Consider the following 13,881-nt stretch of genomic DNA (forward strand, 5'->3'; position numbering starts at 1 on the left):
CCATCCGATGACGACATTCGCCAGCGGTACGGCTGCGTCCAACTCGAAGGACGGTGTCACGCGCGACGCGCTGACCGTCCTGCAGCCCGGCTTCACCGGCACCACGGCCCCCGACTGGCTGCTGCGCCGGCTCGGTGAGGGCCTCGCCTCCGTGGGCCTGTTCGGCCGCAACATCGTGTCGGCCGAACAGCTGACCGCGCTCACCGCCCAGTTGCGGGCCGAACGGGACGACGTCCTGGTGGCCATCGACGAGGAGGCCGGTGACGTCACCCGCCTGGAGGTGCGCACCGGCTCCTCCTTCCCCGGCAACCACGCCCTCGGAGCCGTCGACGACCCGGAGCTGACCCGCCAGGTCGCCCTCGAACTGGGCCGCCGCCTGGCCGCCTGCGGGGTGAACCTCGACTGGGCCCCGTCCGCCGACGTCAACTCCGACCCGGCCAACCCCGTGATCGGCGTCCGCTCCTTCGGCGCCGACCAGGACCTGGTCGCCCGCCACACGGCCGCCTACGTCACCGGCCTCCAGGCGGCCGGGGTCGCCGCCTGCACCAAGCACTTCCCGGGCCACGGCGACACCGCCGTCGACTCCCACCACGCCATGCCCCGCATCGACGCGACCGCCGACGTCCTCGGCGCCCGCGAACTGGTCCCGTTCCGCGCGGCCATCGCGGCCGGCACCCGTGCCGTGATGAGCGCGCACATCCTGGTCCCCGCCCTGGACCCGGCCCGCCCGGCGACGCTGTCCCGCACCGTCCTCACCGACCTGCTGCGCGGCGAACTCGGCTACGAGGGCCTGATCGTCACCGACGGCATGGAGATGCAGGCCATCTCCGCGACCTACGGCATCGAACACGGCAGCGTCCTGGCCATCGCCGCGGGCGCCGACGCGATCTGCGTGGGCGGCGGCCTCTCCGACGAGGCGACGGTGCGCAGGCTGCGCGACGCCCTGGTCGCCGCGGTCCGCTCCGGGGAACTTCCGGAGGAACGCCTGGCCGACGCGGCGCGGCGGGTACGGGCCCTGGCCCGCTGGACGGCGACGACGAAACCGGCGCCCGCGGACCCCGCGCTCACCGACATCGGTCTGGTCGCGGCCCGCCGCGCGCTTCATGTGACGCGCGTCGACTCCGGCACCCCGCTGACCGCGGCCCCCTTCGTCGCCTCCTTCGCCCCGGTGGCGAACATCGCGGTGGGCACGGAGACCCCCTGGGGCGTGGCCGCCGAACTCACCCGCCTGCTGCCCGGCACCGAGACCGGCACCTTCACCGGCGAGGACGCGGGCGAGCGGGCCCTGGCGGCGGCCGGGGACCGCCGGATCGTCGCCGTGGTCCGCGACGAGCACCGTCACCCGTGGATGGGCCGCGCCCTGGACCTCCTGCTCGGGGCCCGCCCGGACACGATCGTGGTGGAAATGGGCGTCCCCCAGGCTCCCCCGAGGGGCGCCCTCCACATCGCCACCCACGGAGCGGCACGAGTGTGCGGCACCGCGGCCGCGGAGGCGATGACACCCCGCTAGCGCCCCGTCAGGGGCGCGGGGCTGTGTCGGATCTGCGGCTGCCGCTGCCTGGGCGCGACCAGTGCTGTGACCGGAAAGGTTCACCGGCTCGCGACGCCCGGCACGGCACCTCGCTGCGTTGTCGCAACGCCCGAGTACATCCAGTACGCGGGCGATGCTCCGCCTTGCGATGCACCGCACCGGACGCCGCGAGCCTCCGGCGAACCCTTCCGGTCACAGCACTAGTGCCCCGCACGTGACGCACGACCGTCAGATCCCCTGCCACGACGGCTTGTTGTCGAAGGTGTACCGGAAGTAGTCCGCGTGCTTCAGCTTGGACGCGGCGCCCTCGTCGACCACGACGGTGGCATGCGGATGCAACTGAAGCGCCGACGCGGGACACACCGCGGCCAGCGGCCCCTCCACGGTCGCCGCGACCGCGTCGGCCTTGCCCTCTCCGATGGCGAGCAGCACCAGGTGCCGTGCCTCCAGGATCGTCCCGATGCCCTGGGTGATCACGTGGTGCGGCACCTGCTCGACGTCTCCGTCGAAGAACCGGGCGTTGTCGAGGCGGGTCTGCTCGGTGAGCGTCTTGATCCGGGTGCGGGAGGCCAGCGAGGAGCACGGCTCGTTGAACCCGATGTGCCCGTCGGTGCCGATCCCGAGCAGCTGCAGGTCCACGCCACCGGCCTGGGCCAGCGCCGCGTCGTACGCCGCGCAGGCGCCCCGCACGTCCGCGGCGGTGCCGTCGGGGCCCAGAAACGCCTCCATCGGGATTCCGAGCGGCTCCAGCACCTCGCGCCGCAGCACCGAGCGGTACGACTCCGGATGCTCGGCCGGCAGCCCCACGTACTCGTCGAGCTGGGCTATCCGCGCCCGGGACGTGTCCACCGCACCGGCCCGCACCTTCGCCGTGAGGGCCTGGTAGACGGGCAGCGGCGTCGAGCCGGTGGCCACCCCGAGCAACGCGTCGGGCCTGCGCCGCAGCAACTGCGCCATGGCCTCGGCGATCAGCTCGCCACCCGCCGCGGCGTCCGGAACGATGACAACTTCCACGCTGGCCTGCCGTTCTGAAAGGGGCTGGAGGGGTCTCCACGTCTCTGTGGTTTAGACCAATCTAATGGGACTAATCTTACAGAACCAGCCCCTGTCGCCCCGGGTCGGGCGCCGCCGGGGAAAACTTGTCCCGGCCATCCGTCCCCACGGCCGACTCCGGCGGGCTAGGCTGCGGTCGGATCAACTGTGAACAGTCTCCAACGCATGGACACACAGGGTGGTCTAGTCCACAATTGCGTACGAGGGCTGGACGTACGGCGCGTCGACGCGGCCGTACCGCACAGCCATACCGCTTCCGTCCTCCCCGCACAGGAGGGCGGACCGAGGAACCGGCGCTCTCTGCCCTGACTGCCCCGGGTCCTCACCTTCGGCCGACCGGGACCGCACAGCCCACGGCCGTTGCTGCTCCGGGCTGCGGTGCCGGGAGGGTTGAGGGTCCCTCTCAGGCGCCGCGGCCCGCGGGTGTTTTTAGGCCACGAACAGACCCGCGGGTACGCTCGCAGACGTGCCCTCCATGAACGAACTGGTCCGCCAGCACACCGCCCTCGGCGACTCCGACCTCGAGTGGCTCCATCTGCTGGTCTCGGAGTGGCAGCTGCTCTCCGACCTCTCCTTCGCCGACCTGGTCCTCTGGGTGCCCACCCGGGACGGCACCCGCTACGTCTCGGTGGCGCAGATGCGCCCCAACACCGGCCCCACCTCCTACCAGGACGACATGGTCGGCCACCTGGTCCCGCGCGGCCGGCGGCCCATGCTGGACATCGCCCTGGACGAGGGACGCATCGTCCGCGAGGGCGACCCGGAGTGGCGTGAAGAGGTCCCCGTACGGGTCGAGTCCATCCCGGTGCGGCGCGAGGGCCGGGTGCTCGGGGTGATCGCCCGCAACACCAACCTGCTGACCGTGCGCACCCCGAGCCGCCTGGAGCTGACCTACCTCCAGAGCGCCTCGGACCTGGCGCAGATGATCGCTGCCGGATCGTTTCCCTTCGCCAACCAGCAGGTCGACATGGACGCCTCCCCGCGCGTCGGCGACGGCCTGATCCGGGTGGACGCGGACGGGGTCGTCCAGTACGCCTCCCCGAACGCGCTCTCCGCGTACCACCGCCTCGGCCTCGCCGCCGACCTGCTCGGCCACCACCTGGGCCAGACCACGGCCGAACTCGCCCCGACCAAGGGGCCGGTGGACGAGGCGCTCGCCAAGGTCGCCAGCGGCTGGGCGCCGCGCGAGTTCGAGATCGAGTCCGACGACGGGGTGATCCAGTTCCGGGCGATCCCGCTCAAGCCCAAGGGCACCCGTATCGGTTCGCTGGTGCTGCTCCGGGACGTCACCGAACTGCGGCGCCGCGAACGGGAACTGATCACCAAGGACGCCACCATCCGGGAGATCCACCACCGGGTGAAGAACAACCTCCAGACGGTCGCCGCCCTGCTGCGCCTCCAGGCCCGGCGCATCGAGTCGGAGCGCGGCCGGGAGGCCCTGGAGGAGGCCGTACGGCGGGTCGGCTCGATCGCCATCGTGCATGAGACGCTGTCTCAGAACCTGGACGAGCGGGTGGAGTTCGACGAGATCGCCGACCGGGTGCTGGCGATGGTCGCCGAGATCTCGCCGGGCAAGGTCACCGGCCGCCGCACCGGCCGCTTCGGGATACTCGACGCCGAGGTCGCCACCCCGTTGTCGATGGTTCTCACCGAGATCTTGCAGAACGCCCTGGAACACGGCTTCCGCGAGGGCGACACCGGCACGGTCGAGGTGACGGCGGTGCGCGGCGGCACCACCAAGGAGGCCCGTCTGCTGGTCACCGTCCAGGACGACGGCGTCGGCCTGCCCGAGGGCTTCGACCCGCACCGCTCGGGCAACCTCGGTCTTCAGATCGTACGAACCCTGGTGGAGGGCGAGTTGGGCGGCACGTTCGACATGGTGCCGGCACCGGAGCGGGGGACCCGGGTGATCCTGGACGTGCCGGTGCGGGCGCAGAAGTAGGCCGGTCCGGGGCGGACAGCAAAGAGCCCCGGACCTGGTGGATCCGGGGCTGTTCGCTCGTTGCTGCTCTTGAGCGCATCGGGGGTACTGCGCGCTGCGGCTCGGGGGCGGGAGATGCGTACTCGCTGTACGCGCCGCCAAGCTCAGGCTAGCGGGGTGGGTAGGGTCAGGCGGAGGCCTGACGGGCCCGGTTGCGGGCGGCACGGCGCTTCATCGCGCGACGCTCGTCCTCGCTGAGACCACCCCAGACGCCGGAGTCCTGGCCGGACTCGAGCGCCCACTGCAGACACTGGTCCATCACAGGACAGCGACGGCAGACGGCCTTGGCTTCCTCGATCTGCAGCAGCGCAGGACCAGTGTTGCCGATGGGGAAGAAGAGCTCGGGGTCTTCCTCGCGGCAAACGGCGTTGTGACGCCAGTCCATGGCTGCTACCTCTCCTTGGTATTACATGCACGTTGCTTGTGAATGTGAACGCTTTCACGAATCCCTCAACAAGTGAAGGGCCGACCGCCAGGTTCCCTGGCAGGGGGTCCTGTGAGTTGAAGGGGGATTCCGGTGATCAGTGGACGCCGGTGTTGCGGGCCGTCCCGACCGCCACGTAGAGCCTCGCAAACCTCAGCGGCGGATACAACCCCTTCCGGAAAGTTTTTTTTGATTCCTCGGTGTCGACTGGGTCACAGCCGTACTTCCATGGGGTGGACCCTGGCCTAAACGTTCGAGTGAAAGGACTTTGGCCCGTTCCGCTCACACAATCACACGCAGTGCGCGGCGTACGCCTGTGAACGTCACGCTCGTACGCAGTCCTAGGTGGTCGCCGTCCATCTGAAGGGGGAGGGGGACCTTCGAATGCAAGGTGAACTGGTCCAGGTCGTGCAGCGACACCGCATGCCTGCCATGGGGTCCGCGCTCGGGGGACGAAGTGAGCAACTGTGTGCCATACCGGGCAGCCACGGCGGACGACAGGCGGGTGAGACCGAGGACGTCGATGCCTTTATCGAACGAGGCCTTAGGTGACGTGTACATCGGGCGATTGCCGAGATACGTCCAGGGCGACGTGTTCGAGACTATCGCCACGACCAGGTCCTTGACCGGGTCGGCACCGGGCCTCTCCAGGGTGATCGGACCGTGCCGGCGGTGCTGCTCGCCGAGGAACTGGCGGATCACCTGCCGCACGTACAGCGCGTGCGTCGACTTCTTGCCGCGTTCGCGCTGCTGCTCGACCCGGCCGACCACGCCGGCGTCGAAACCCAGCCCCGCGTTGAAGGTGAACCAGCGGGCCGGGACCGCCTCGTCCTCGGTGCCCGGGGTGCCGGCGGTCAGTCCCAGTCCGACCAGGCGCTCGCGCTTCTCGCGGAGTGCGTCCAGCAGGTCGCCGGTGGCCTCGACCGGGTCGTTGGGCAGGCCCAGAGCGCGGGCGAAGACGTTGGTGGAGCCGCCGGGAACCACCGCGAGACCGGGCAGTCGGTCCGGGTCGGGGCCGCCGTGCAGCAGGCCGTTGACCACCTCGTTGACCGTACCGTCGCCGCCGAGCGCCACGACGAGGTCGATGTCGTCGCTGTCCGCCGCCTGCCGGGCCAGGTCGCGGGCGTGACCGCGGTACTCGGTGGTGACCGCCTCCAGCTTCACCTCGCTCGCCAGCGCGTGGATCAGGACATCGCGCCTACGTGCGCTTGTGGTGGTTGCTGCCGGATTGACCACGAGAAGTGCACGCATGGATTGCAGCGTACCTACTGGAAAGTACCGGGCCCAGACCGAGTTAGGGATCGGGTAAGAGAAAGGGGCGTGAGCCTCAACACTCGGGCCCGTCCGGCCCGCGGGCTACCCTTCTGGGGTGAGCGATGCGTCTACGGCTGTGAAGGCCGACGGAACCGAAGGCCCCCGTCCGCGGCGGCTGACGTACGCCGCTGCGCTGGCCGGGCTCGAAGGGCTCGCGCTGGTGGCCGGCGGGGTGTGGATGCTCGTGCTCGGGGTAACCGGCTCACCGGACGACCGGGGCCAGGCGGTCACCGGGGGCGTCACCGTGATCGTGCTGGCGCTGCTGCCGTTGCTCGCCGCGCGCGGGTTGCTGCGGCGCAGGAGCTGGAGCCGGGGCCCGGCCGTGATCACGCAGATCATGGCGCTGCCGGTGGCCTACAACCTGCTGCAGGCCGACAGCGTGGCGATTCCGGTGGGGATCGCTCTGGCCGTGGTGGCCGTGGCCGCCCTGGTGCTGCTGGTGAACTCTGCCACCACCCAGGCCCTCGGCATCAAGGGGCCCGGGCGCAGTAGCTGATCCGGGTGCCACGAGGGCGGCGCGACCTACTCCTCGACCAGCAGCTTCTCCCGCAGCTGGGCCAGGGTCCGCGCCAGCAGCCGGGAGACGTGCATCTGGGAGATGCCGACCTCCTGGGCGATCTGTGACTGGGTCATGTTGCCGAAGAAGCGGAGGAGAAGGATCCGCTTCTCCCGCGGCGGGAGGTCCTCCAGGAGGGGCTTGAGCGACTCCCGGTACTCGACGCCCTCCAGGGCCTCGTCCTCCGCGCCGAGGGTGTCGGCGACCGCCGGGGACTCGTCGTCGGTGTCGGGGACGTCCAGGGACAGCGTGGAGTAGGCGTTGGCCGACTCCAGACCCTCCAGGACCTCCTCCTCCGAGATCGCCAGCTTCTCGGCCAGTTCGTGGACCGTGGGGGAGCGGCCGTGCTGCTGGGACAGCTCCGCCGTGGCGGTCGTGAGCGCGAGGCGCAGCTCCTGGAGACGGCGCGGTACCCGGACCGCCCAGCCCTTGTCGCGGAAGTGGCGCTTGATCTCGCCGACCACGGTCGGGGTGGCGTACGTGGAGAACTCCACACCCCGGTCCGGGTCGAACCGGTCGACCGACTTGATCAGGCCGATGGTGGCGACCTGGGTGAGGTCGTCCAGCGGCTCGCCGCGGTTGCGGAACCGGCGCGCCAGGTGCTCCACGAGCGGCAGGTGCATCCGGACCAGCTGGTTGCGCAGCTCCGCGTACTCGGCGCTGCCCTCCTTGAGCGCGCGCAGCTCGACGAACTTGGCACGCGCGCCGCTGCGGTCCTGAGGTTCGTGCTGGGATGCCTGCACCACCTCCGCGGCCAGCGCCTCGTCGTCGGCGTTTCGCTCGTGCTCGCTCATCGTCCCGCCCGTCGCCCTTCCGCGAGCCTTCGCCCCGGCCCGGTCCGGGGCCACGACCCCGTTCCGCCCTTCCGCGGGCGCGCTCTGCACGGCACCGTCCGGACCGGGCCGCACGGAGGGGTCCTCCGGATGCGGCCTGGCCTGTTCAGGGATGCCGTCGATGCCGTCAGCCATGCGGCGGGACCCGACCTCGGGGCCTTCGCCCCCGGCCGGCAGCCCCCGTGTGCCGCGCTCTTCGTCCCGCACCGGCCCGTCCCCGTTCCTCACGCCGGCCCGGGTCCCGCGCCGCGCTGTTTGTAGAGGCTGATCGACACGGTCTTGTCCTCGTCGACGGCCGACGAGACCTTGCCCGCCAGGGCCGACAGCACGGTCCAGGCGAAAGTGTCGCGCGAAGGGGCGTGCCCGTCCGTGGTCGGGGCGGAGACCGTGACCTCCAGCGAGTCGTCGACGAGGCGGAAGACACAGCTGAGCACCGAGCCGGCGACGGCCTGCTGGAGCAGGATCGCGCAGGCCTCGTCCACCGCGATGCGCAGGTCCTCGATCTCGTCCAGGGTGAAGTCCAAGCGGGCGGCGAGACCGGCCGTGGCCGTGCGCAGCACCGACAGGTAGGCACCCGCAGCCGGCAGCCGGACTTCCACGAAGTCCTGGGTCGCGGGCTCGCCTGCGATCTGGGACACCCTCACCTCCATGGTGGTACAAGCTTCTCGGGGCCGAGGGTCGCCCCCCGGGGTAACGCACTTCGTGGTTCAGCGGTGACGCTACCGCGCTCCGAACTTTTCTGTCCTCGGGACCCCGACCCCTGGCGTCACTCACAGTAAACCTGCGGATACGCTCCGTGTCTAGGGGTCCGCCTTGCCCAATTGGGAAGAGCGCGCGCCGGGTTGACGTACCCCGGCGCCGAACCGTCGAACCGTCGGCACGGCCGCGTTCAGCGGCCGTAGTGCAGTGTCACACGAGGACGTGGTCGACGAAGCACCAGCGCCAGTCCTCACCGGGCTCGAACGTCCGCATCACCGGGTGACCGGAGGTCTCGTGGTGTCCCGTCGCGTGTCTTCCCGGTGACGAGTCGCAGCACGCCACGTGGCCACAGGTCAGACAGATCCGCAGCTGGACCGGGTGCCAGCCCTTGGCGAGACACTCGGGACAGGTCTCGTTCAGGGGGTCGGGTTCAGGGTGCGGCAGCGCGCCGGCATGCGTGCACTGTTTCATGATTGCCAGATTACGACGGGCGTGCGGGTGGCCGCGCGGAAAATGAGGGTGGGCGAGGATCATGGACGTGATGCCACTGTTGCTGCTGGTGGCGGGGAGCACCGTGATCGCGGCGGCCGCCCGGCGGACCCCCGTGCCCGCACCGCTGCTCCTGGTCGCGGTCGGTCTGGCGGTGTCGTACGTCCCCGGCGTGCCGGACTACACCCTCGACCCGGAGGTCGTCCTCCCGCTCCTGCTGCCCCCGCTCCTGTACACCTCGGCGTCCGACAGCTCCTACCTCGATCTGCGGGCCCAGATGAGACCGGTCGCGCTGCTCTCGGTCGGATACGTCCTCTTCGCCACCGTCGTGGTCGGCTGGGCGGTGTATCTGCTCGTGCCCGGCATGCCGCTGCCCGCGGCGCTGGTGCTGGGCGCGGTGGTGGCCCCGCCGGACGCGGTGGCGGCGACCGCGGTGGCCCGCCGGGTCGGGCTCCCGTCCCGCATCACGACGATCCTCCAGGGCGAGTCCCTGCTCAACGACGCCACCGCGATCACGGCGTACAAGGTCGCCCTCGGGGCCGCCGTCGGCGCGGGCGCGACCTGGGTCGGGGGCATCGAGGAGTTCCTGCTCGCGGCGGTCGGCGGCGTCGGCGTCGGCCTGCTCCTCATGGCGCCGCTGCACTGGCTGCGCACCCGCCTGAAGGAGCCGCTGCTCCAGAACACGCTCTCCCTGCTCATCCCGTTCGTGGCGTACGGCGTCGCGGAGCAGCTGCACGCCTCCGGCGTCCTCGCCGTCGTGGTGGTCGCCCTCTACCTCGGCCACCGCGCGTGGGAGGTCGACTTCGCCACCCGCCTCCAGGAGGAGGCGGTCTGGAAGATGGTCGCGTTCATCCTCGAATCGGCGGTGTTCGCACTGATCGGCCTGCAACTCCCGATCGTCCTGCGGGGCCTCGGCCAGTACGAGGGGGCCGAGGCCGTCTGGTACGCCATAGCCGTCTTCCTGGTCGTCGTGGCCGCCCGCTTCGCCTGGTGCTACCCGGCGACCTTCCTGCCCCGGATGTTCTCCGCGCGGATCAGGGAACGCGAGTCCAACCCCACCTGGAAGGGCGCGATGGTGACGTCGTGGGCCGGGATGCGCGGGGTGGTCTCGCTCGCCATCGCCTTCTCGATCCCCGTCACCGTGAAGGGCGGCGGTGCCTTCCCGCACCGCAACCTGCTCCTCTTCCTGACCTTCACCACCGTGATCGGCACCCTGGTGGTGCAGGGGCTGACCCTGCCGCCGCTGATCCGCCGGCTGCGCTTCCCCGGCCGTGACCCGCAGGCCGAGACCCTCGCCGAGGCCAACGCCCAGGCGCAGGCCTCCCGCGCGGCCGAGGCCCGCCTCGACGAACTGCTCACCGACGACCGCAACCAGCTCCCGCCCTCGCTCGCCGACCGTCTCCGCATCATGCTGGAGCGCCGCCGCAACGCCGTCTGGGAGCGCCTCGGCCAGACCAACCCCGTCACCGGCGAGACGGTCGACGACACCTACCGCCGCCTCTCCCGCGAGATGATCAGCTCCGAACGCGAGGTGTTCGTCCGCCTCCGCGACCACCGCTACATCGACGACGAGATGCTGCGCACCCTGCTGCGCCGGCTGGACCTGGAGGAGGCGGCGGCCTACCGGGAGGCGGGCTGAGCCGCCGCGGGCGCCCCGGCCCGGTGGCGGCGCCGGTCAGGCCGTGACGACCGCCGCCACCCTGGTCCCCGGTGCGAACGCCCCTTCCGCCGCCAGCGCGGCGAGCCCGAACAGCAACTTGGCCACGTACAGCCGCTCGACCCGCATCCCGTGCCTGGCCTCGAAGTCCGTCGCGAAGGCGTCGAGTTCGGGTGTGGTGCGCCCGTACCCCCCGCAGTGGAACCGCTCGTCCAGCGACCAGTCACCCGACCGCGACCCGAACGCCGCCACCTGCAGCCGTGTCGTCTCCCCGTCCAGGAACCCGCCCTTGAGCACCGGCACGCCCAACGCCCGCTGCCCGGCGCCGAGGCCCGCGGCCAGCCCGGCCAGCGTGCCACCGGTGCCGCAGGCGACCGCGGCCACGTCGGCCCGCCCCCGCAGCTCCTCGCCGAGGGCACGGCAGCCCCGCACCGCCGCCGCGTTGCTGCCGCCCTCCGGTACGACGTACGCGTTCTCCGCCCCCGCCGCCCGCAGCAGACCGGCGAGCACCTCCGGCTCAGCCTTCCGTCGATACGTCGACCTGTCGACGAAGTGCAGCCGCATGCCGTCGGCCGCGCACCGTGCGAGGGAGGGGTTCAGGGGCCGGTCGGCCAGTTCGCCGCCCCGCACCACCCCCACCGTCGGGAAGCCGAGCAGGCGGCCCGCGGCGGCCGTCGCCCGCAGGTGGTTGGAGTACGCGCCGCCGAAGGTGACGATCGGCCGGCCGGCCGCCGCCTCGATGTTCGGGACCAGCTTGCGCCACTTGTTGCCGATCAGGTCCGGGTGGATCAGGTCGTCCCGCTTGAGGAGCAGCCGGACGCCGTGCCGGGCGAAGCGGTCGTCGGCCACCTCCTCAAGAGGGGACGGCAGCCGCGGCTCGAGTATGTCGGCGCTGGTCACGTCGTCATTGTCGCGCGGACGCCCGGCGAGGTGGCCGCCCGGGGCGCCCACCCGGGCGGCGGCGCGGGGCTGCTCGCGCGGTCACTTCAGACGGTCCCGGACGCGCTCGCGCAGCCAGGCCATGGAGAAACCGCGCGGATCCACCTTTCCCGGCTGCCACTCGGCGTGCCCGATCACCGACCGCTCCGACCACCCGTGCCGCCGGCACACCGCCGCGGCCACCTTCTCGACCGCCTCCAGCTGGGCCGGGGGCCAGGGATCCTCGCCGTCGCCCAGGTTCTCGCACTCGAAGCCGTAGAAGTGCCGGTTGCCGTCGGTGTTCGCCTCCCTGTCCAGGGGGAGGGCCTTCTCGGCGATCACGGCGCGCAGTACGTCGTCGTCGCCGAGCCCGGCGTGGTTGGCGCGGCCGTGGCCGACCAGGTGGACCGCGCCGTCCTTGGTGACGACGCCGTGGCACAGCGGGCCGGGCAGGTCGGGGCGGCCGTCGCGGCAGAGCCGGACGGTGCGCTCGGCGCCGGCGGTCGCCGTGTGGTGGATCATCAAGCCGTGGACGGGCCCCCAGGGGCCTTTGTGGTTGCGGTTGTGCTCCCGCCAGTCGCCGACCTCGACGACCCTGACGCCCTCGTCCCGCAGCGCGTCGAGGAAAGCACCCGCGGACATGGGTGGGGCCATGACCGCCTCCTTGGTCTTCGTGGGGGGTGTGCGATGAAACTCCGGCAATTTCTACAGAAGTCGGTCTTTCCGGGGTAGCCGCTCCCGGCCTGTTCGGATCGCGTACGAGTCGATCCGGACAAGTCGGCATATCGCGGGGCGGTAGGTGGGGCGAAGGGTCGGCATGCCCAGCGGTCCGATGATCTATTCCCGCTCTTTCGGGTAATGGTCCCGGCACGCTCGGTGATGACAGGGTGGCCGATGAGACCGATGCGCGGGCAGTTCGGCGTCCGCGCAGGTATGGGAGGGCATTTCCTTATGTCGGTAGGCGAAGAGGTCCGCACGGATCAGGGCAAGCCGCAGCAGTCTCTGGACACGGCGGCAGCGCGGAACCTGGCCACCACGACCAAGTCCGCGCCACAGATGCAGGAGATCAGCTCCCGCTGGCTGCTGCGGACACTGCCCTGGGTCGATGTGCAGGGCGGCACGTACCGGGTGAACCGACGGCTCACCTACACGGTCGGAGACGGCCGCATCACCTTCCTGAAGACCGGCGACCGTGTCGAGGTCATCCCGGCGGAGCTGGGCGAACTGCCCATCCTGCGCGCGTACGAGGACCAGGAGGTACTGGGGGAGCTGGCCCAGCGGTGCCGGCAGCGGGACTTCGGCCCGGGCGAGGTCATCGCCTCGTTCGGCAACCAGGCGGACGAGGTGTACCTGCTCGCCCACGGCCGCGTGGAGAAGGTGGGCACCGGCCCCTACGGCGACGACGCGGTGCTCGGCGTCCTCGCCGACGGCGCCTACTTCGGCGAGCAGGGGCTGATCGACCCGGACGCCATCTGGGAGTACACCGCCCGCGCGGACACGGCCTGCACCGTGCTGATCCTGTCCCGGCAGGACTTCGAGCAGGTCGCCGAGCGCGCCGACTCGCTGCGCGAGCACCTTCAGCACCTGCGCACGATCCCCGAGCAGCGCACCAACAAGTACGGCGAGAAGGAGGTCGCCCTCGCGGCAGGCCACAGCGGCGAACCCGACATCCCGCACACCTTCGTCGACTACGAGGCCCGGCCGCGGGAGTACGAACTGAGCATCGCCCAGACGGTGCTGCGTATCCACACCCGGGTGGCCGACCTCTACAACCAGCCGATGAACCAGACCGAGCACCAGTTGCGGCTCACCGTCGAGGCGTTGAAGGAGCGCCAGGAGCACGAGCTCGTCAACAACCCGGAGTTCGGCCTGCTCAGCAACTGCCAGTACGACCAGCGGCTCCAGCCGCACGACGGCGTGCCCAGCCCGGACGACATGGACGAACTGCTCAGCCGCCGCCGGGGCACCAAGCTCTTCCTCGCCCACCCGCGCGCCATCTCGGCCTTCGGGCGTGAGCTCAACAAGCGCGGACTGGTCCCGGAGACCGTCGAGATCGGCGGCAACCGCATCCCGACCTGGCGCGGGGTCCCGATCTACCCGTGCAACAAGATCCCGGTCACCGAGGCCCGGACCACCTCGATCATCGCCATGCGTACGGGCGAGTCGGAGCAGGGCGTCATCGGGCTGCGGCAGTCCGGCATCCCCGACGAGATCGAGCCGAGCCTGTCGGTCCGCTTCATGGGCATCAACGAACAGGCCATCATCAACTACCTGGTCACCGCCTACTACTCGGCGGCGGTCCTGGTCCCGGATGCCCTCGGTGTGCTGGAGAACGTCGAGATCGGCCGGTGGAGGTGACGTTTCCGCACGTGGCGGCCGTGTCCCCGCCCTCCGGGGCGGGTACACCCTCGGGGTACGTGCCGAGC

At 71.1% G+C, this 13,881-nt stretch carries 13 protein-coding genes; 5 read left to right on the forward strand and 8 right to left on the reverse strand.

The genetic code is table 11. The features are described 5' to 3' along the window. The first annotated feature begins 7 nt into the window (after positions 1-7). Positions 8-1,510 (forward strand): glycoside hydrolase family 3 protein, encoded by a 1,503-nt coding sequence (locus AB0958_RS01825; protein WP_366888300.1) that lies wholly within the window; start codon positions 8-10, stop codon positions 1,508-1,510. A 249-nt stretch (positions 1,511-1,759) separates the two neighbouring features. Here AB0958_RS01825 and nagB read toward each other — a convergent pair whose 3' ends face one another. Continuing rightward, entirely contained in the window at positions 1,760-2,545 is a 786-nt protein-coding gene (nagB, locus tag AB0958_RS01830; RefSeq protein WP_366888301.1) for a glucosamine-6-phosphate deaminase, read from the reverse strand. 514 nt (positions 2,546-3,059) lie between these two features. Between nagB and AB0958_RS01835 the strand changes: the two genes are divergently transcribed. After that, positions 3,060-4,526 carry a PAS domain-containing sensor histidine kinase gene (locus AB0958_RS01835; RefSeq protein ID WP_360561097.1) on the forward strand — a complete coding sequence of 489 codons (1,467 nt, stop codon included), beginning with the start codon at positions 3,060-3,062 and terminating at the stop codon, positions 4,524-4,526. Between the two features lie 166 nt (positions 4,527-4,692). On the opposite strand, the gene AB0958_RS01840 is transcribed toward AB0958_RS01835, so the two are convergent. Then, entirely contained in the window at positions 4,693-4,950 is a 258-nt protein-coding gene (locus AB0958_RS01840; RefSeq protein ID WP_006142322.1) for a WhiB family transcriptional regulator, read from the reverse strand. Between the two features lie 321 nt (positions 4,951-5,271). Further along, positions 5,272-6,240: a diacylglycerol kinase family protein gene (locus AB0958_RS01845; RefSeq protein ID WP_366888302.1), complete on the reverse strand. Its 969-nt coding sequence runs from the start codon at positions 6,238-6,240 to the stop codon at positions 5,272-5,274. A gap of 118 nt (positions 6,241-6,358) precedes the next feature. On the opposite strand from AB0958_RS01845, the gene AB0958_RS01850 reads away from it, so the two are divergent. Beyond that, positions 6,359-6,799 (forward strand): hypothetical protein, encoded by a 441-nt coding sequence (locus AB0958_RS01850; protein ID WP_366888303.1) that lies wholly within the window; start codon positions 6,359-6,361, stop codon positions 6,797-6,799. 26 nt (positions 6,800-6,825) lie between these two features. On the opposite strand, the gene AB0958_RS01855 is transcribed toward AB0958_RS01850, so the two are convergent. From AB0958_RS01855 to AB0958_RS01865, 3 genes are all read right to left on the reverse strand, one after another. After that, positions 6,826-7,920: an RNA polymerase sigma factor SigF gene (locus AB0958_RS01855; RefSeq protein ID WP_366888304.1), complete on the reverse strand. Its 1,095-nt coding sequence runs from the start codon at positions 7,918-7,920 to the stop codon at positions 6,826-6,828. Beyond that, positions 7,917-8,330, reverse strand: a complete 414-nt coding sequence (locus tag AB0958_RS01860; RefSeq protein ID WP_366888305.1) for an anti-sigma regulatory factor — start codon at positions 8,328-8,330, stop codon at positions 7,917-7,919. Before AB0958_RS01860 ends, AB0958_RS01855 begins: the two co-directional genes overlap by 4 nt. Positions 8,331-8,601: 271 nt before the next feature. After that, positions 8,602-8,862: a UBP-type zinc finger domain-containing protein gene (locus AB0958_RS01865; protein ID WP_132888790.1), complete on the reverse strand. Its 261-nt coding sequence runs from the start codon at positions 8,860-8,862 to the stop codon at positions 8,602-8,604. A gap of 61 nt (positions 8,863-8,923) precedes the next feature. Here AB0958_RS01865 and AB0958_RS01870 point away from each other — a divergent pair, with 61 nt between their 5' ends. Continuing rightward, entirely contained in the window at positions 8,924-10,519 is a 1,596-nt protein-coding gene (locus AB0958_RS01870) for a Na+/H+ antiporter (RefSeq protein ID WP_366888306.1), read from the forward strand. Positions 10,520-10,555: 36 nt separating this feature from the next. Here the strand turns inward: AB0958_RS01870 and AB0958_RS01875 are convergent, their stop codons facing one another. After that, complete coding sequence (locus AB0958_RS01875) at positions 10,556-11,437, reverse strand: pyridoxal-phosphate dependent enzyme (protein WP_366888307.1); 882 nt, start codon at positions 11,435-11,437, stop codon at positions 10,556-10,558. Between the two features lie 81 nt (positions 11,438-11,518). Then, positions 11,519-12,109: an N-acetylmuramoyl-L-alanine amidase gene (locus AB0958_RS01880; protein WP_366888308.1), complete on the reverse strand. Its 591-nt coding sequence runs from the start codon at positions 12,107-12,109 to the stop codon at positions 11,519-11,521. A gap of 297 nt (positions 12,110-12,406) precedes the next feature. On the opposite strand from AB0958_RS01880, the gene AB0958_RS01885 reads away from it, so the two are divergent. Continuing rightward, positions 12,407-13,813: a family 2B encapsulin nanocompartment shell protein gene (locus AB0958_RS01885; RefSeq protein ID WP_366888309.1), complete on the forward strand. Its 1,407-nt coding sequence runs from the start codon at positions 12,407-12,409 to the stop codon at positions 13,811-13,813. The last annotated feature ends 68 nt before the right edge of the window (positions 13,814-13,881 follow it).

Origin of the sequence: Streptomyces sp. NPDC006655 (genome assembly GCF_040703965.1) — a bacterium.
In the GTDB taxonomy this organism is placed as follows: Bacteria; Actinomycetota; Actinomycetes; order Streptomycetales; family Streptomycetaceae; genus Streptomyces.

Coding starts and splice junctions, on each gene's coding strand:
- AB0958_RS01825 (WP_366888300.1), top strand. CDS start 8: ATGACGACATTCGCCAGCGGTACGGCTGCGTCCAACTCGAAGGACGGT.
- AB0958_RS01835 (WP_360561097.1), top strand. CDS start 3,060: ATGAACGAACTGGTCCGCCAGCACACCGCCCTCGGCGACTCCGACCTC.
- AB0958_RS01880 (WP_366888308.1), bottom strand. CDS start 12,109: ATGGCCCCACCCATGTCCGCGGGTGCTTTCCTCGACGCGCTGCGGGAC.
- AB0958_RS01885 (WP_366888309.1), top strand. CDS start 12,407: ATGTCGGTAGGCGAAGAGGTCCGCACGGATCAGGGCAAGCCGCAGCAG.
- AB0958_RS01845 (WP_366888302.1), bottom strand. CDS start 6,240: ATGCGTGCACTTCTCGTGGTCAATCCGGCAGCAACCACCACAAGCGCA.
- AB0958_RS01840 (WP_006142322.1), bottom strand. CDS start 4,950: ATGGACTGGCGTCACAACGCCGTTTGCCGCGAGGAAGACCCCGAGCTC.
- AB0958_RS01865 (WP_132888790.1), bottom strand. CDS start 8,862: ATGAAACAGTGCACGCATGCCGGCGCGCTGCCGCACCCTGAACCCGAC.
- AB0958_RS01870 (WP_366888306.1), top strand. CDS start 8,924: ATGGACGTGATGCCACTGTTGCTGCTGGTGGCGGGGAGCACCGTGATC.